Origin of the sequence: Leifsonia sp. 71-9 (assembly GCF_001898805.1) — a bacterium.
Classification (GTDB): Bacteria; Actinomycetota; Actinomycetes; order Actinomycetales; family Microbacteriaceae; genus Leifsonia.
Genome location: NZ_MKVJ01000021.1, coordinates 565722 through 582030 on the forward strand (window position 1 = coordinate 565722; position 16309 = coordinate 582030).

Annotated in this window: 15 protein-coding genes; 8 read left to right on the forward strand and 7 right to left on the reverse strand. The window is 70.6% G+C overall.

The genetic code is table 11. The annotated features are described in order from the left end of the window. Positions 1–65: 65 nt before the first annotated feature. From BGO91_RS19240 to BGO91_RS19250, 3 genes are read right to left on the reverse strand one after another with little or no spacing between them, the layout of a single operon-like run. Positions 66–1991, reverse strand: a complete 1926-nt coding sequence (locus BGO91_RS19240) for a DUF2264 domain-containing protein (RefSeq protein WP_290474346.1) — start codon at positions 1989–1991, stop codon at positions 66–68. Beyond that, positions 1988–3160: a substrate-binding domain-containing protein gene (locus BGO91_RS19245; RefSeq protein WP_290474347.1), complete on the reverse strand. Its 1173-nt coding sequence runs from the start codon at positions 3158–3160 to the stop codon at positions 1988–1990. The genes BGO91_RS19240 and BGO91_RS19245 overlap by 4 nt, the downstream gene beginning before the upstream one ends. Continuing rightward, entirely contained in the window at positions 3157–5184 is a 2028-nt protein-coding gene (locus BGO91_RS19250; protein ID WP_290474348.1) for a heparinase II/III family protein, read from the reverse strand. The genes BGO91_RS19245 and BGO91_RS19250 overlap by 4 nt, the downstream gene beginning before the upstream one ends. 101 nt (positions 5185–5285) lie before the next feature. Here BGO91_RS19250 and BGO91_RS19255 point away from each other — a divergent pair, with 101 nt between their 5' ends. The 5 genes from BGO91_RS19255 to BGO91_RS19275 are packed head-to-tail and all read left to right on the forward strand — an operon-like array spanning position 5286 to position 10216. Next, positions 5286–6350: a hydroxyacid dehydrogenase gene (locus BGO91_RS19255; RefSeq protein WP_290474349.1), complete on the forward strand. Its 1065-nt coding sequence runs from the start codon at positions 5286–5288 to the stop codon at positions 6348–6350. A 42-nt stretch (positions 6351–6392) separates the two neighbouring features. Further along, a complete protein-coding gene (locus BGO91_RS19260) occupies positions 6393–7673 on the forward strand; it encodes a sugar ABC transporter substrate-binding protein (RefSeq protein ID WP_290474350.1) in 1281 nt (426 codons plus the stop codon). 4 nt (positions 7674–7677) lie between these two features. After that, entirely contained in the window at positions 7678–8616 is a 939-nt protein-coding gene (locus BGO91_RS19265; protein WP_290474351.1) for a carbohydrate ABC transporter permease, read from the forward strand. After that, complete coding sequence (locus BGO91_RS19270) at positions 8616–9527, forward strand: carbohydrate ABC transporter permease (RefSeq protein WP_290474352.1); 912 nt, start codon at positions 8616–8618, stop codon at positions 9525–9527. Before BGO91_RS19265 ends, BGO91_RS19270 begins: the two co-directional genes overlap by 1 nt. Further along, a complete protein-coding gene (locus tag BGO91_RS19275; RefSeq protein WP_290474353.1) occupies positions 9524–10216 on the forward strand; it encodes a hypothetical protein in 693 nt (230 codons plus the stop codon). Before BGO91_RS19270 ends, BGO91_RS19275 begins: the two co-directional genes overlap by 4 nt. A gap of 13 nt (positions 10217–10229) precedes the next feature. Here BGO91_RS19275 and BGO91_RS19280 read toward each other — a convergent pair whose 3' ends face one another. The 4 genes from BGO91_RS19280 to BGO91_RS19295 form a co-directional block, all read right to left on the reverse strand. After that, positions 10230–10643, reverse strand: a complete 414-nt coding sequence (locus tag BGO91_RS19280) for a hypothetical protein (protein WP_290474354.1) — start codon at positions 10641–10643, stop codon at positions 10230–10232. A 96-nt stretch (positions 10644–10739) separates the two neighbouring features. Continuing rightward, entirely contained in the window at positions 10740–11393 is a 654-nt protein-coding gene (locus BGO91_RS19285; RefSeq protein WP_290474355.1) for an NAD(P)H-dependent oxidoreductase, read from the reverse strand. 28 nt (positions 11394–11421) lie between these two features. Continuing rightward, on the reverse strand, positions 11422–11958 hold the full coding sequence (locus BGO91_RS19290; RefSeq protein WP_290474356.1) for a TetR/AcrR family transcriptional regulator: 537 nt from the start codon (positions 11956–11958) through the stop codon (positions 11422–11424). Between the two features lie 57 nt (positions 11959–12015). Next, on the reverse strand, positions 12016–12954 hold the full coding sequence (locus BGO91_RS19295) for a sugar-binding transcriptional regulator (RefSeq protein WP_290474357.1): 939 nt from the start codon (positions 12952–12954) through the stop codon (positions 12016–12018). Between the two features lie 151 nt (positions 12955–13105). On the opposite strand from BGO91_RS19295, the gene BGO91_RS19300 reads away from it, so the two are divergent. The 3 genes from BGO91_RS19300 to BGO91_RS19310 are packed head-to-tail and all read left to right on the forward strand — an operon-like array spanning position 13106 to position 16291. Beyond that, complete coding sequence (locus BGO91_RS19300) at positions 13106–13759, forward strand: SIS domain-containing protein (protein WP_290474358.1); 654 nt, start codon at positions 13106–13108, stop codon at positions 13757–13759. Continuing rightward, on the forward strand, positions 13756–15237 hold the full coding sequence (gene xylB, locus BGO91_RS19305; protein WP_290474359.1) for a xylulokinase: 1482 nt from the start codon (positions 13756–13758) through the stop codon (positions 15235–15237). The genes BGO91_RS19300 and xylB overlap by 4 nt, the downstream gene beginning before the upstream one ends. Positions 15238–15268: 31 nt before the next feature. Further along, the gene (locus BGO91_RS19310; RefSeq protein WP_290474360.1) at positions 15269–16291 is read left to right on the forward strand and encodes an ABC transporter permease; all 1023 of its coding nucleotides are present in this window, start codon (positions 15269–15271) and stop codon (positions 16289–16291) included. Positions 16292–16309: the final 18 nt, after the last annotated feature.

Consider the following 16309-nt stretch of genomic DNA (forward strand, 5'->3'; position numbering starts at 1 on the left):
TCCAATCGATAGTGAGTAATCGATAATCTAGGATCCGCGCGACCCGCCGTCAAGGGGCGAATGACTCACTCCGCGAGGTGCAGCAGGCTCACCATCCCGTCCGCCCAGGTGACTTCGGCCGTCACCGCGCCGGCCTCCGACGGCAGCAGCCGCAGTCGCGGCGCCCGCGGGACGACCGAAGTCCGGCTGAGAGAGACCGCGACGGCGACGGCGTCGTCGACCCCGATGCCGTCGAACTCGGCCCACTCCACGGTCGTGCTGCCGAGCGGCGACGTGTCGTCCTCGGCGTGAGCCGTCACCGTCGCCTCACCGAGCAGCGGGATGAGCGCGGCGACGGCCTCCTGCCCCTCGGCGACGGGCCAGCCGCTCACCCGGAGCCGCACGGGAGCTGTGGAGCCGTCGTCGGCGAGCCGCCGCACGACGCGCACCTCCCACGCGCCACGCACGAGCGAGCCGGTGAGGAGCCGCGGCCCGTCGGTGATGGTCCCCGCGCGCCCGGACCCGTGATCGGGGCCCCTGTCGTCCCCCGCGTCGACCCACTGGGTGCGGGCGACGGACGTCGCGAAGGCGGCGATCCCGTCGTCCCCGAGCACGCCGCGCGCGAATCCCGACCGGTTCGTCGAGCGCCCCGCGTCGTCCACGGCGCCGACCGTGTTGTCGACGGGCGCCTCCACGGTCGGGCCGACCAGTGGCGGGAGGGTGGCCGAGGAGTACCCGAGGCGCGCGTACAGCGGAGAGTCTGCGGTGCGGTCGCCCGGCTGCCCGTGGTCGGTGCCGTGGTTGACGACGCGGACCACGCCGTCGGCGACCGTCCCGCTGACGATCCACCCGGCCGCCCGGATCACGCGGCGCACGTCCGCCTGCTCGACGGGCAGGGGCTCCTCCACGGCCGTCCAGACCTCGTGATCGGCCGGCAGGGCGAGTCCCAGGAAGCCCTTGGCCGCCCAGTAGGGCGACCCGGCGCCGGAGTAGGACTGGGCCATCGCGGGCCATTCGCCGAAGAGCCCGACCGACAGGAGGCCGTGCTCGTCGACGGCGCCGCGCTCCAGGAAGGCCCGCAGCATGCCCGACGCGCCCCGCCGCAGCGTGCCGGCCGGGAGCCGCGTCGCGCCGGTGACGGCACCCATCCAGAGTGGAGCCGCCGCCGCGAACCGGTAGATGAGGCTCCGCCCCTGCAGCACGGGCATGCCGTCGGCGCCGATCAGCGCGGCATGGTCGTCGAGGAAGTCGGTGAGGCGGGAGCGGAAGACCGGCTCCAGCGCCCGAGCCCCGAAGGCGTCGGCGCCGGCGGAGTCCGTCCAGAGCAGCGGGTACAGGTGCATGGCCCAGCCGCAGTAGTAGTCGAAGGCGCGGAGCGGGCCGTCGGAGTACCAGCCGTCGGTGCGGTAGTACGACTCGATGGTCGCGAGATCGCGCAGGATCCGGTCCGGATCGTGCGGGCCGCCGACCGAGGCGAGGAAGGTCTCGACCGTGATGCGGAACCACAGCCAGTTGTTGTCGGGGTACCAGCCGTCGGGCGCGTCGGCCAGCCACGCGATGATGTTCCGCTGGTCCGCCTCGTCGAGCTGATCCCACAGCCAGGGCCGGGTGAGCTGGAGGCCGAGGGCGATGGAGGCCGCCTCCACCTTGGCCTGGCCGACGGCGCTCGGCAACGGCCAGCGCTCGGGGTTCGCCGGGTCGCATCCCGCGGCGAGCCCGGTCCGGTACCAGTCGGTGAAGTCGTGCGGGTCGTCGCCGGCTTCGCCGTGCAGGCGGAAGGCGTACAGCATGAAGGAGCGCGCGAATCCCTCCAGACCGTCGCTCGCCGTACCGTGCGAGCTGACGATCCCGGGCAGCTGCACCCGGCTGCGGGTCGTCGAGAAGAAGGGGCGCAGCGAGAGCAGTAGGTGATCCGCGACGGCGGCCCAGTGGTCCCGGGTCCAGCCGGTGATCGGCGAGAGCGTGCGGTCCTCGGGCGGCAGGTCGATGCGGGCGGGGTCGAACGCGGTCATGCGGTCTCGTCTCCTTCGTCGAGGGTGGTGTCCCGAGCGGTGTCGTGCGCGGCGTCGTGGGTGGTCGCGTCCGCGATCGACACGGGGAGCGTCGACTGGCGGACGTGCAGTTCCGGGCTGAGTTTCACGCGGTACGCGGGACGGCCGCTGCCGCCCTCCAGTCGCGCGATCAGCAGGTTGACGGCCTCCCGGCCCACGAACTCCTTCGGCGGGCGGACGGCGGTGATGGCGGGATCCCCGAACCGGGCGACGTCGTCGTCGTACGCGACGATGGCGAGGTCGTGCGGCACGCGCACCCCGCGGTCCAGCGCGTGCTGTTCGAGCGCGATGGCGTGCGGGTCAGGGAGGACGATGACCGCGGTGGTGCCGGTGCGGCGGCAGAGGTCGAGCGCCTCGTCCATCGCCTCCTCGCGGCCGGGGGAGTCGAAGCGGATGCCCTGCAGCATGGCGACGTCCGTCGGCAGGTCGAGGGAGGTGAGCGCCGACTGCCAGCCGCGGCGCACGTACCGGCCGGTCGGGCTCTCGCTCTCGATGAAGAGGCCGATGCGCGTGTGGCCCACCTCGTGCAGGTGGTGGACGGCGAGGGATGCGCCCGCGGTGTGGTCGGAGACCACCGAATCCAGGCGGCGGGCGGCGGCGGCCGTCCGCACGCGCCGTTCGGCCAGCACGACCGGCACCGGGAGGGAGTCCAGCCAGCGCAGCGTCTCGATCGCGTCGTCGCCGAGCGTGTCCGGCGCCACGATGAGCCCGTGCAGGCCCGGCACCTTGAGCAGCGCCTCCACTTGCCGTCGGTTGTCCCGCGAGTCGTAGGTGGAGGCGCGCAGCAGCAGGGACGCGCGCAGCTGGGCGGCCTGCGCCCGCGCTCCGTGGACGATCGGGGGCCAGTAGTACTCCAGCGACGGCACGACCATGCCGATCGTGTACTTCGTCGCCATCGGGGCGGTGGACGACCGGCTCCCGGTGTCGAGGGAACTGCGCAGCGTCGCCCCGCCGTGCACGCGGGTCACCAGCCCCTGCTGCGCGAGCGTGTTGATGTCGCGGCGAACCGTCAGCTCGCTGACGCCCAGCTCGGTCGCGAGCACGCTCACGCTGACCGCGCCGCGCTCGCGGAGCTGGTCCATGATGCGCTCGCGGCGCTGCACGGAGTAGAGGGGCTCGCGGTTGGTCATCGGATCTCCTCGATGGTCGTGGTCAGCGTCCCGGCGGCGCCGCCGAGCGGGTAGCTCAGCCGGGTGAGGCTCGCTCCCCACACGCGTGTGAGCTCGGGATCGTCGAGCGGCCACTCCTCGATCTCCGGTGCGATGCCGCCGGCGTCGACGGCGATCGCGTGGCCGTCGGCGGCGACGATCACACGATCTCCGTCGCGCCGCACGTCGCCCGCGGCGATCAGATGGACGACCGCGCCTCCGGCCACGCGCCAGTCGTCGTGGACCTCGACCCGGGTGGGGGAGACCAGGCTCACGCGCCGCCGCCAGCGCTCGTCCGCGTCCAGCGGGTACGCGCGGCCGAGGTCGAGCTCCAGGCTGGTCGGGAGGTCAGGCGCACGGTCCGCGGTGGATGCGTCGCCGGGTTCCCCGTGCGGAGCCGCGACCACCCGGGCGACGAAGGCCGGGCCCTCACCCTGCTCGAGTCCGCGGGGTGCGGGCGCGTTGTGCCAGCCGCTCTGCATCGCGCGGATGCCGTACCGCTCGGCGCTGAAGGTCGCCCGCGTGTAGGTCGGCTTGCCGATGTCGACCAGCAGGGGGCGCCCGCCCGCGGCGACGATGAACGATCCGAGGTCCTTATGGTTGTGGTTCTCGTCGTTCGTGCCGCCCTTGGCGGCGAGCGCGAGGCCCGCGGGATCGCCCGCGCGGCCCCGGCACACGAGCACCTGGACCGAGGGCAGCCACACCGACCGGGGGAGAGGTGCGGGCGCGGGAGCGGCGTCCCGCCAGCGCGCATCCGTCGCGGCTCGGACGAAGCGTGGCAGACCGCCCGGGATCGGCGCGATCGGCCGACCGGGCTGTCGCGCGCCGCGCGCCCAGTCCACGACCCGGTCATCGCCGATGCGCAGGCCCCACCGGAACGGCAGGTGCCAGGGCTCGTGGTGATGGCTCCGGGCCCAGCCGTCCGCCACGTTGACGTACCAGTCCGCGCCGAGCTGCATGCGCATCGGGAAGCGCAGCACCTCCGCGATGAGCGGCATCGAGCCCGCGTCGAGCGCTCCCTCGGTCAGCTGCGAGACGAGTTCCAGCAGCTCCAGCATCCGGCCGGCGCCGTTCCACCAATAGGCGACGCCCTCGTCGATGGCACCGTCCGCCGGGAGGGTGGCGACGTAACGGTCCAGGCTGTCCAGCGCGCGGGCGGTCATCGCGGCGACGCGCGCGGGGTCGTCCAGCAGCAGCACGCCCGCGAGGAGCACGTTGCCCAGGATCCACGGGTTCCAGTTGTTGACGTCGCGCCAGTAGCCGAGCCACCACAGGTCGTCGCGCGTCTCGAACGGCGCGAACACCCGCGTCTCCGCCTCGTGGCGGATGCGCTCGCGCACACCGGGCCAGGTAGCATCCCACTCGGCGCCGAGCACGCGGTCGGCGACGGCCAGCTGCGCGACGATCTCCCCGGCGACCAGGTCGAGGTAGGGGGAGGCGGCGTCCGGCACCACGAAGCCGCGGCGGGTGCCGGCATCGTCGTGGGCGGAGAGCGACCACGTGCTCTGCTCGCAGAGCACGATGGCGCCGTCGGCGGCCTCGTCGAGCCACTCGGGCGAGCGCGTCGCGGCCGCCAGCACCACAGCGCGGCTCAGTCGGAGCTGCCGGGCGTCGACGGCCGCCTCATAGCCGCGGCGGTCGCCGTCGCGGGAGTACCGCGCGAACAGCGACGCCGGGACGCCGGGCCAGGGGAGTACGAGCTCCGCCTCGGCGTCGGCGCGCAACCGGTCGAGCGTCGGCGCGTCGATGCGGTCCCACACCTCGCGGTCCTCCCCGCTCGGGATGCCGCTCCGGCGACGCAGCTCGGCCGCCCCGGCGGTCGCGAACAGCTCCGAGAGCGAGCGGGAGCGCATCCGTTCGCCCCAGTGGGAGAACAGCGGCCCCTCGAACGGCCGGGCGCTCGCCCGCGAGCCGGCGGGCGGCGCGGTGTGGGCGCTCACCCGCGAGAACGCGGCGTCTTCGGCCTGATCGTCCTCCGACGTCTGCGGTTGCGAGAGGTGCGGCACCGTTGCCTCCTGAGCTGCGATTGTGTCTGTTTGTGTTCGATCGTGAATGATTGGTTTGTTTGTGACGGGTCTGAGTATGTACTGAGTCTCGCGACGACGCAATGACCAGCGATCGCCGCTCGACGGAAAGGCTGGACCTCGCGGCGATGACCGACATCAACTCCCCCGAAGCGCTCGTGGTGATGGACCGCGACGTGTTCGAGCGCCAGTTCGACGCACCGCGGCTGGCGCGGCTGCGGCGGCTCGCCCGACTGCCCGAGCCGCTCTTCACCGACGACCTGGACGACCCGGCGCTGGACGCCCGGCTCGCCACGGTCGAGGTGCTCCTGACCGGATGGGGCGCGCCTCAGCTCGACGCCGGACGGCTCGACCGCATGCCGCGACTCCGGGCGATGCTCCACTGCGCGGGCACCGTGCGGCCGCAGGTGACGCCCGACTTCTGGGAGCGCGGCATCCGGGCGTCGTCCGTCGCGGAGGCCAATGCCGTCCCGGTCGCCGAGTACACGCTGGCCGCCATCATCTTCGCGGGCAAGAAGGCCCCGTTCATCGCGGCCGACCCGCAGGTGCGGCGCGATCACGGCCTCCAGATCAGCCGGTTCGGCGAGCTCTCCAACCTGGGTCGCACGATCGGCGTCGTCGGCTTCAGCCGCGTCGGCCGGCGCGTGGTCGACCTCGTCCAGCAGCTCGAGGACGTCGTCTGCCTGGTGGCGGACCCGTACGCGGACCCGGCCGAGATCGTGCGGGCGGGCGGCATCCCGACCGCGCTCGACGACCTCCTGCCCCGGGTGGACGTGCTCTCGCTGCACGCGCCGGCGCTGCCCTCGACCCGGCACATGATCGCGGCGCCGCAGCTGGCGGCCCTGCCGGACCACGCCACCCTGATCAACACCGCGCGCGGCAGCCTGGTCGACACCGCCGCCCTCGAGCGCGAGTGCGCCTCGGGGCGGCTCAACGCCATCCTCGACGTCACCGATCCCGAGCCGCTGCCCGTGGACTCGGTGCTCTATCGCCTCCCGAACGTGATGGTGACCCCGCATCTGGCCGGGTCGCTCGGTTCGGAGCTGCATCGGATGACCGATGCCGCCCTCGACGAACTGGAGCGCTACGCCGCCGGCGAGCCCCTGCTCGACGAGGTCACGAGCGAGGCCCTCCGGCTGAGTGCCTGACTCGACCCTCCCCTTCCACCGATGACAAAGGAGTTATTCCGTATGAAGAGATCACTGATCGCGGCCGGCGCCGCGGCCGCCGCGCTCGCGCTCGGCCTCGCCGGCTGCGCGGGCACCGGCTCGTCGAGCTCGGGTTCGGGCACGGCCGGGTCGACCACCCTGCGCGTCGCCGTCTGGAACCTGCAGCAGACGCCGGAGTTCGGCGCGCTGTTCAGCGCCTTCGAGAAGGCCAACCCGTCGATCACCATCCAGCCCGTCGACATCCTCGCCGCCAACTACGAGGACAAGATCACGACGATGCTGGCCGGCGGCGACACGACCGACATCATCACGGTCAAGAACCTGACGGACTACGCCGGCTACGCGCAGAAGAAGCAGCTGGTCGACGTGGCGGACGTCGTCAAGAGCCTCCCGACGGCGGACATCCCGGCGACCGAGAGCTACAAGACGGGCAGCGCCTACTATGCGGTGCCCTACCGCCAGGACTTCTCGGTGCTCTACTACAACAAGAAGATGTTCGCCGACGCCGGCGTCGCGGATCCCGAGAACCTCACCTGGGACGAGTTCGCCGCCGACGCCGCGAAGCTCACCACGGGCGACGGCGCCGACAAGGTGTACGGCGCCTACCTCCACACCTGGAACTCGATGGTGCAGGGCTACGCCGCGGCGCAGCAGGACAAGAGCTACGACAAGCCCGACTACTCCTGGATGGCCGACCAGTACAAGCTGACGCTCGGCATGCAGAAGGCCGGCACCATCATGGACTGGGCCACCGCCAACAGCCAGCAGGTGCAGTACAAGGACATGTTCGAGAAGGGCAAGGCCGCGATGGTCCCGATGGGCACCTGGCTCATCGCGCCGCTCCTGGCCGACACCAAGGCCGGCACGACCGACGTCGACTGGGGCATCGCGCCCGTCCCGCAGCTGAAGTCCGGCACGAAGATCACCACCATGGGCGGCCCGACCGGCTTCGGCATCAACAAGAACTCGAAGAACACCGCCGCCGCCGAGAAGTTCCTGACGTTCGCGGCCGGGCCGGAGGGCGCCAAGGCGGTCGCCGCGGTGGGTATCGTGCCCGCGTACCACAGCGACGAGATCACCAAGCAGTACTTCGGACTCGACGGGATGCCGTCGGACGCGCTCTCGAAGACGGCCTTCGACCCCGACGTGATCCGCCCCGACGGCCCCACGGGCACGAACGCCGCGGCGATCGGGACCATCCTGAACCAGGAGCACCAGCTCATCATGACCGGCAGCTCCTCCGTCGCCGATGCGACGGCCGAGATGGCCTCGCGCGTGAAGTCCGACGTGCTCCACCAGTGACGCCATGACCACCATCACGCAACGACGCGCGCCCGCCGGGGAGGAGACTCCCCGGCGGGACCGGCGGGACCGGCGGGGTCTGCGCCGCAGCACTCTCGTCGGTTGGAGCTTCATCCTCCCGAACTTCCTCGGCTTCGCGCTGTTCACCCTCGTTCCCGTCATCGCGGCCTTCGTGCTCGCGTTCATGAACTGGGACTCGTACAACCCGCCCACCTGGGCCGGGATCGACAACTTCGTGCGGCTGTTCCGCGACGACGACTTCCGCGTCGCGCTGACGAACACGGTGCTCTACGCGATCGGCCATGTGCCGCTCACCCTGGCGCTCTCGCTCGGCCTCGCGCTCCTGCTGAACCAGAAGCTGCGCGGGATCGCGTTCTTCCGCGTCGCGATCTTCTTCCCGTACATCACCTCGCTCGTGGCGATCGCGATCGTCTGGAACATGCTCTTCGACCCCACCAGCGGGCCGATCAACCAGTTCCTCCACGCCATCGGCATCGCGAACGCCCCGGGCTGGACGGCGAGCACGGCCTGGGCGCTGCCCGCCGTGATCATCACCAGCGTCTGGCGGGACATGGGCTACTACATGGTCCTGTTCCTCGCCGGGCTCCAGGCGATCCCGCGCGAGTACTACGAGGCGGCGCAGATGGACGGCGCGGGCCGCTGGCGCTCGTTCTGGAATGTCACGCTGCCCTCGCTGCGGCCCACGACCTTCCTGGTGCTCGTGCTGCTCAGCGTCTCGAGCTTCAAGGTGTTCGACCTCGTCTTCGTGATGACCCAGGGAGGCCCGGGCCGGGCGACCCTCGTGCTCTCGCAGCTCATCTACCAGGACGGCATCCTGAACGGCGAGTTCGGCTACTCCTCGGCGATCTCGCTCGTCCTCTTCGTGATCGTCCTGGTCGTGACGGTCTTCCAGTTCCGCATCCAGCAGAGACGGGAGCGCTGATGTCCACCCTCACCTCCGACCTCGCCCAGGAGCTCGAGACGGGCCGGTTCCAGCCGGACGCCCCGCTCCCGAAGCCGCGCCGGCGCCGCGTCAAGACCCGGCTGGGGCAGGCCGCCATGTACGTCGTGCTCGTCGTGCTCCTCGGTGTCGTGCTGCTGCCCTTCATCTGGATGCTCTCGTCGTCGCTCAAGAACGACGCCGACGTGCTCACGGTGCCCATCCAGTGGATCCCGAAGGAGTTCGTCTGGAGCAACTACGCGGACATCTGGTCGGCCATCCCGATGGCCGGGTACCTCGCGAACTCGGCGCTGCTCGCCGTCGTCATCACGGTGCTGCAGGTGCTCACCGGCAGCTTCGCGGCCTACGGCTTCTCGAAGGTCCGCTTCCCGGGCCGCGACGCGCTCTTCCTGGCCTACATCGCCACGATCGCCGTGCCCTGGCAGGCGTACATGATCCCGCAGTACATCATGATGCAGAAGGCGGGGCTCACGAACACGTTCACTGCGCTGATCCTGCTGCAGGCCTTCAGCGCGTTCGGCGTCTTCCTGATGCGCCAGTACTACATGACCATCCCGGACGAGCTCAACGAGGCCGCCCGCATCGACGGCCTGAGCGACTACGGCATCTGGGCGCGGATCATCCTGCCCCTGTCGAAGCCCGCGCTCGCCTCCCTCGCGCTGCTCACCTTCGTGAACACGTGGAACGACTACATGGGGCCGTTCATCTATCTGTCGAGCAACGAGCTCTGGACCGTGCAGATCGGGTTGCGATCGTTCATCGGCCAGTACTCGGCGCAGTACGCCATGATCATGACCGGCTCGGTGATCTCGATCGTGCCCATCCTGGTCATCTTCCTGGCCGGCCAGCGCTACTTCATCGCCGGCATCGCGACGAGCGGGATGAAGGGATGAGCGGCACGACGGCGCGCGCCCCGCGCGGCCTCGCCCGCCTGCGCCACGAGACCCTGGACACGATCTTCGGCTACGTCTACGCCATCCTCATGGTCGATCTGCTGCTCGTCGTCGCGAACCTCCCGCTCGTCGGGATGCTGCTCGTCGCCCGGGATGCGCTGCAGGCGTGGCCGGTCGTCCTCGTCCTGTCGCTGACGCTCTCGCCCTCCCTCGCCGGGGCGTTCGAGGTCTACCGGACGCTCGGCGACGGGAGCCCGCGCCCCTTCGCGGCGTTCTGGCGCGGGTACCGTCGGCGCGGTGCGGCCGCCGCCGTCCTCGGCCTGGCCGCGGCAGCCGTCGTCGGTTTCGTGCTCTACGACGGCGCCGTCACCGCGGGCACCGTTTGGGCCGTCCTCCTCGGGCCGACCCTGCTCGTGGTCGCCCTCGTGGCGGTCGCCACGACTCTGACGGCCATCGCGGGCCTCACCGTGTTCGAGCGGGCGTCCGTCCGCGCGATCGCGAAGGCCGCCCTCTACGTGGCGGTGCGCCGCTGGTACGTCAGCGTGCTCGCCCTGGTGCTGGTCGGTCTCAGTGTCGCCGCGCTGCTCGCGCAGCCCGTGCTCGGGATGCTCGCGCCCGGCCTTCTCCTCTACGCCGTGTTCGCGAACGCGCACTACGGCTTCCGTCAGGTGCTGCAGAAGAAGGAGTGAGCCGCGCGCGGCCTCAGCGCCCGACCGCGCTCCGCAGGGCGGCGGCGATCCGCTTCTTGTCGGCGTCGCCCAGCTTCGCCACCGCGAACCCGACCGGCCACAGGTCCCCGTCGTCGAGCTGCGCCGCGGGCTGGAACTCGATCGTCGCGTAGCGCATCTTAAACTTCGAGCCCGGCTTGAACGCCACGACGGTCTTGCCGTCCGCGTCGGCGTACGCCGGCATCCCGTACCAGGTCTTCGGCGCCAGCGACGTGTTCTCGGCGACGAGCTGGTGGAACGTCTCGGCGAGCTCCTTGTCGTTGCCGGTGAGCGCCGCGATCGCCGCCTCGCACGCGGCCGCCGCGTCGGCTCCCGCCTGCGCCGCCTTCTTCTCCGCGACGGCCGCCTTCATCGCGGCCTTCTCCTCTGCACTGAACGTCGTCGCCATGGTGTCTCCTTCGTCGGTCGATCTGACGATCAATCTACGTCCGGGGCCACCGGATGCGCTTCTCCAAAACTGCTCGCTGGCCCTGCGCCGGATCGTCTACCGGAAATGCTCCTCCTTGGCATCCCGCGCCACGCGCGCCGGACTCGCGAACGCCGCCCCCGCCCGGCGCGCCTGGTCCAGCCCCGCCGACCGGTTCCCGGCATTGTGGTCGCCCTCCACGTCGAAGATGAGGTGCGATTCCACGTCCCTCAGCCCGCAGTATGCGAAGGTGCCGACGTCCAGTTGAGTGCGCATCGCGTCCGCGTAGCCGTACTTGTCGTAGGTGGCCTCCTTCGAACCGCCGATGCCGATCAGGGCGGTGGGGATGCTCGGCAGGAGGGAGGCGGCGACGGCGTCTTTGCCGCGATCCTCGACGCCGGAGCCGTACTGGTATGCCCAGCCCGGCGTGAAGACGCGCTCGATCCAGCCCTTCATCAGGGCCGGCATGCCCCACCAGTAGACCGGGAACACGAATGCCAGCCGGTCGGCGGCCTCCACCCTCCGGTGCATGTCGCCGATGCCGTCGGGGAGGGGGCCGCCCCAGAAGTGGTCGTGGTCCGCCGGGGTGAACCGTGGATCGAAGCCCTCCGCGTCGAGGTCGAGCACGTCGATGCTGTGGCCCTGCCCACGGAACGGCTCGTGGAACGCGCGCATGACGGCCGCCGGGTACCGGTCGGCGAACGGGTGGGAGAAGACGGTCATCAGGTGCATCGGGCGGGACTCCTTCCGGTCGGAATGCTCAGGAGGCGGCGGACCGGCGGGCGCCGATCAGGGTCGCGGCGGCGCTCGCGGCGGCGGTCACCGCCGCGACGCCCTGGTAGCTGGCGGCGGACGTCGCCCCCTCGACGAGCACGAGGAGCTGGTCGGTCAGGAGGTCGTCGTGCTCGCCGAGCTCGGACCGGACGACGCGGGCCACCAGCTCGCGCAGCGACGCCCGGTACTCGGAGACGGCCGCGGGGACACCCTCCACGGAGCCTCGGCCATCCGCTTCCGCGCGCAGGAAGAAGCACCCCCGGGCGCCCTCCTCGATCGTCCACCGCTCGAGCTGGGCGAACAGCTCGGCCGCGCTCGCCGGCGGGACGCGCGCGAAGAAGCGGGCGCTGCGTTCACGCAGCACGGCCTCGATCAGCGCGTTTTTGCTGCCGACGTGCTTGTAGAGCGTTCGCGTCGACACGCCCGCGGCCTGCGTGAGGTGATCCATGCTCGATGCCGCGAACCCGTGCTCGTCGAACGCGCGCTCGGAGCGCTGGAGGATCTGGTCGCGGGTGGTCGTCATCGGGCCAGTGTACAACGAGCGTTTTACTTGCGGGCGCTCGTCGCAGCCGCTACGCGATCACGCGCGGTGGAGCAGCTCCCGGGCCAGTGATCGATCCGTGACGAGTGTCGTTCCGAGGCCCGCGTTCAGGGCGGCGCGGACCGCGCCCGCCTTCCGATCGCCCCCGGCGACGAGAACCAGCTCGGGGATCCGCTTCATGCCCTCGTAGTCGAGGGCTGTGGTGCGATCGTCGATATCGGTGACCAAGGATCCGTCCGACCGGATCAGGGTCGCCAAGATCTCCGCGACCACCCCCTGCTGCGTCAGCGCCGTGCGAATCTCGGGTTCGAGCGAATCACGCATCTGCGACTCCGGCGGATCCCAACTGCCGACGGCGACGGCGGCGACCGTGATCGACTCGAAGCGACGCATCGCCGACTCGACGCCGGGCTGGCTGCGCAGTGCCGCGGCCGTAGCCGCGTCCTGGACCACGAGCGGGACGAACAGGGGATACGGGCGTCCCCCGCCGACCTCGCTGACCCGGCGCACCAGCTCCAACGAGTTCTCCTGAACGGACCCCGCCATCCCGCCGAGCTGTACGACCGGACACGCCGCGAGGTGCGTCAGTTCCGTCGCCATCGCGCTCATCGTCCGCCCCCAGCCGATCCCGAGGACGTCATCGTCGGTGACCAGGTCGCTGAGGGCGCTCGCAGCGGCCGCGCCGATCCGCCGACGCAGTCGGCCGGCGTCGTTCTCGTCCTCCGGTGCGTCGACGACGAGCACCTGGCGCAGCCCGAAGCGTCGCCGGACCATCTCTGAGAGCTCCATGTTCAGCGCCAGAGGCGCAGCGATGGTGAAGCGGATGATCTTCTCCGTCACGGCGATCTCGAGAAGCCGAGCCACCCGGAACCGGGAGATCCCCAGGTCGTCCGCGATCCGCACTTTCGAGTCGCCGTCGATATAGAACCGCTGCGCGACCGTCGCCGCGAGGATCCCTTCGCCCGCACTCACCGCCACAAGCGCCCCCTTTCGCGGCATCACACTACATGTGTTCCCGCGCTCATTTGAGTGTGGCGCTCAAATGAGCGCTGAACTGGATGAATGAGTGCCTACTCCGGATACTCGATTCGTCGGCATGTCGCCGACACGAGCACGGAAGGTTCCGACGATGAGCGATTCGCCCCTGACCCCCACCCTCGAAGCGGCGCGCCGCTTCGTCGCCGCCGAGGGTGAAGCGGTGTTGGACATCGTCGACCAGCTGGACGAGACGTTCGTCCGCGTCGCATCGCTCATACTGAAAAGCACGGGCAAGGTCGTCATGACCGGCGCCGGTACCAGCGGTTTCATCGCCCGCCGCACGGCACACCTGCTCTCGGTCTCCGGAACGCCTGCGTTCTTCCTCAATCCCACGGACGGCTTGCACGGCTCGATGGGCGCACTCCGAGGGAACGACATCATGATCGCTCTGTCCAAAGGCGGCACCAGCTCCGAGGTCAACGACCTCGTGACGCGTGTGAAGGATCGAGGCGTCCAGGTCATCGCCTTGACCTGCGCACCTGAAGGGCCTCTCGCGCAGCTCGCGGACATCCCGGTCGTGCTCCGCCCCTACCCGGACGCCGACCCGGGCTCGCTCATCGCCATGGGCAGCACGCTCTCGCACAGCGCCTGGCTGGACGCGCTCGCCGTCGTGCTGATGCGCGCACGCCAGTACAGCTGGGAGAAGGTCCACTACACGCACCCGGGCGGAGCGGTCGGAAAGCTCGCCACGCTGCCCGAGCCCGTCGCGCCGCTCGACATCCCGGACTTCCCGGAGAACCGATGAGCATCGTCGCCGGAGTCGACTCCTCGACGCAATCCACCACCGTCCTCCTGCGGGACGCAGCGACCGGTCGCATCGTCGGCTCGGGGCGCAGTCCGCACCCGACGACGACCCCGCCGCTCAGCGAGCAGAACCCGCAGAGCTGGTGGGACGCGCTCGTGCTCGCGATGCGCCAGGCCCGGGTCGAGGCAGGCGTCCACGAAGACGACATCGTGGCGATCGCCGTCGCCGCGCAATGCCACGGCCTCGTCCCGCTGGACGCCAGCGGGGAGGTGATCCGCCCCGCGAAGCTGTGGAACGACACGACGTCCTCACCGGAGGTCGCCGAGCTCATCGAGCGCATCGGCGCCGAGCGATGGATCGAGCGGGTCGGCTCTCTGCCCACCGCAGCGTTCACCGCATCCAAGGTCCTCTGGTTGGCCCGCCACGAACCGGAGGCGTTCGCCCGCATGCGCACGATGCTGTTGCCGCACGACTGGCTGACCTACCGCCTCACCGGTCGGTTCGTCACGGATCGCAGCGAGGCGAGCGGGACGGGATACTACGACAGTCGAGCGGACGAGTACGCGCTCGAAGTGCTGGAGCTGATCGACCCGGCGCGCGACTGGACGGCGCAACTGCCCGAGGTGCTCGGGCCATCGGAGCCGGCCGGCCGGGTGCTTCCGGCCGTCGCAAACGAGCTGGGTATCTCGCGCGACGCGATCGTCGGCGCCGGAGCAGGAGATCAGCACGCCGGGGCGATCGGTCTCGGCGTCCGGCCTGGCGACACCGTCTTCTCCCTGGGAACCTCCGGGGTCGTCTACTCGGTTTCGTCCCAGCCGGTCACCGACCTGTCGGGGATCGTCAACTGCGTGGCGGATGCGGCGGGCGGATACCAGCCTCTGATCTGCACGCTCAACGCGGCCAAGGTCACCGACGCCGTCGCCCGGCTGCTCGGCGTCGACCACACCGAACTCAGCCGGCTCGCCTCCGCGGCGCCGCGCACCGCCGACCGGCCGGTGTTCGCCGCGTATCTCGATGGCGAACGCACGCCGAACCTGCCGAGCGCCCGTGGTGTGCTGTCCGGTGTCGGCTCTGACGCGAGCCGGGAACAACTCGCCCTCGCCGCCTACGAGGGAGTCGTGTTCGGACTGGTCCGCGGTCTCGAGACCATGACCGGCCAAGGCGTCCAGCGGAACGGCACCGTGATCGCCGTCGGCGGGGGAGCGCACTCCCCGGCCTACCTCCAAGCCATCGCCGACACCGTCGGCCAACCGGTCGAGATCGCCGACGGCGTCGAGATCGTCGCTGCAGGAGCAGCCGTGCAGGCCGCGGCGGTGCTCGGCGGGGTCCCGATCGCCGAACAGCGCGATGCCTGGGCGCCGCGCACCCGACGGGCCGCCACCCCGCGTGCCGACCCGTCACTCGCCGTCGTCCGCGCGCGCTACACCACGACAGCCGCTTGGCGGGGCGCCGACCTGGCGCTCGCGTCCGACAGCTGACCCCACCCCCGACTCGAACAGAGAGGTTCACATGAAGAAGCGCAGACTCCCCGACGAAGCCGGGATCTTCGCCGTCCTGATCGTGGTCATCGCGGTGCTCAGCATCCTGTCGCCCACCTTCCGCACGTTCGACAATGCCCTGGTACTGCTGGTCAACGGCACGGTGATCGCGTTCCTCGCCCTCGGCCAGACGTTCGTGCTCCTCACGGGCGGTATCGACCTGTCCACAGGGGCGAACGTCGCGATGACCGGTGTGATCGCCGCGCTGCTCATGCAGAGCGGGTTGCCGTGGCCCCTTGGCGCTGTGCTGGCGGTCGGGGTCGGGACGCTGCTCGGCGTCCTCAACGGCTTCCTCATCCACTACCTACGCATTCCGGCCTTCATCGCGACCTTCTCGACGCAGGGAGTCGCCCTGGCGATCCCGCTGATCATCACCGGTGCGAACTCGGTCGCCGTTCGTGACGCCGGGTTCTCCTGGATCGGGCAGGGCCGCATCGCCGGCATCCCGGTCCCCGTGCTCCTGCTCATCGTCGCCGCCGTCATCGCCGCGCTCTTCCTGCGGATGACACGCCCCGGCGTGCACATCTACGCCCTGGGAGGCAACAAAGCGGCCGCACGCCTCTCCGGTGTCAACGTCGCCCGCACGACGATCCTGGTCTACGCGATCAGCGGGTTCTGCGGCGGTATGGGCGGCCTGATCGCCACCTCCCGGCTCATGGTCGGCTTCCCCTCCACAGGAACTGGCAACGAGCTCTTCTACTCGATCGCGGCCGCGGTCGTCGGAGGAATCTCGCTCTTCGGCGGGACGGGCAGCGTGCTCGGCGCCATGATCGGCGCCGTCCTGATCGCTGTCGTCTCCAACGGCATGAACGTCCTCAACGTCCAGAGCTACTGGCAGTCGCTGGTCATCGGCCTCATCATCCTGGCCGGTGTCTCCTTCGACACCTTCCGCCGCTATCGGGCGGGGAAGCCGCTCCTCCGTCGCACGACACCCCCTCCCGGGGCCGGCCCGGCGACGACCTCCACCCCTGCAGCACGAACCCTCACCAAGTAGCGCGCAGCGCACCCGAAA

Bases quoted from the DNA above. Each gene is read 5' to 3' on its own strand.
- BGO91_RS19280 (WP_290474354.1), bottom strand. From the start codon at position 10,643: ATGGCGACGACGTTCAGTGCAGAGGAGAAGGCCGCGATGAAGGCGGCC.
- BGO91_RS19240 (WP_290474346.1), bottom strand. From the start codon at position 1,991: ATGACCGCGTTCGACCCCGCCCGCATCGACCTGCCGCCCGAGGACCGC.
- BGO91_RS19285 (WP_290474355.1), bottom strand. From the start codon at position 11,393: ATGCACCTGATGACCGTCTTCTCCCACCCGTTCGCCGACCGGTACCCG.
- BGO91_RS19260 (WP_290474350.1), top strand. From the start codon at position 6,393: ATGAAGAGATCACTGATCGCGGCCGGCGCCGCGGCCGCCGCGCTCGCG.
- BGO91_RS19300 (WP_290474358.1), top strand. From the start codon at position 13,106: ATGAGCGATTCGCCCCTGACCCCCACCCTCGAAGCGGCGCGCCGCTTC.
- BGO91_RS19255 (WP_290474349.1), top strand. From the start codon at position 5,286: ATGACCAGCGATCGCCGCTCGACGGAAAGGCTGGACCTCGCGGCGATG.
- BGO91_RS19265 (WP_290474351.1), top strand. From the start codon at position 7,678: ATGACCACCATCACGCAACGACGCGCGCCCGCCGGGGAGGAGACTCCC.
- xylB (WP_290474359.1), top strand. From the start codon at position 13,756: ATGAGCATCGTCGCCGGAGTCGACTCCTCGACGCAATCCACCACCGTC.
- BGO91_RS19245 (WP_290474347.1), bottom strand. From the start codon at position 3,160: ATGACCAACCGCGAGCCCCTCTACTCCGTGCAGCGCCGCGAGCGCATC.
- BGO91_RS19290 (WP_290474356.1), bottom strand. From the start codon at position 11,958: ATGACGACCACCCGCGACCAGATCCTCCAGCGCTCCGAGCGCGCGTTC.
- BGO91_RS19275 (WP_290474353.1), top strand. From the start codon at position 9,524: ATGAGCGGCACGACGGCGCGCGCCCCGCGCGGCCTCGCCCGCCTGCGC.
- BGO91_RS19310 (WP_290474360.1), top strand. From the start codon at position 15,269: ATGAAGAAGCGCAGACTCCCCGACGAAGCCGGGATCTTCGCCGTCCTG.
- BGO91_RS19270 (WP_290474352.1), top strand. From the start codon at position 8,616: ATGTCCACCCTCACCTCCGACCTCGCCCAGGAGCTCGAGACGGGCCGG.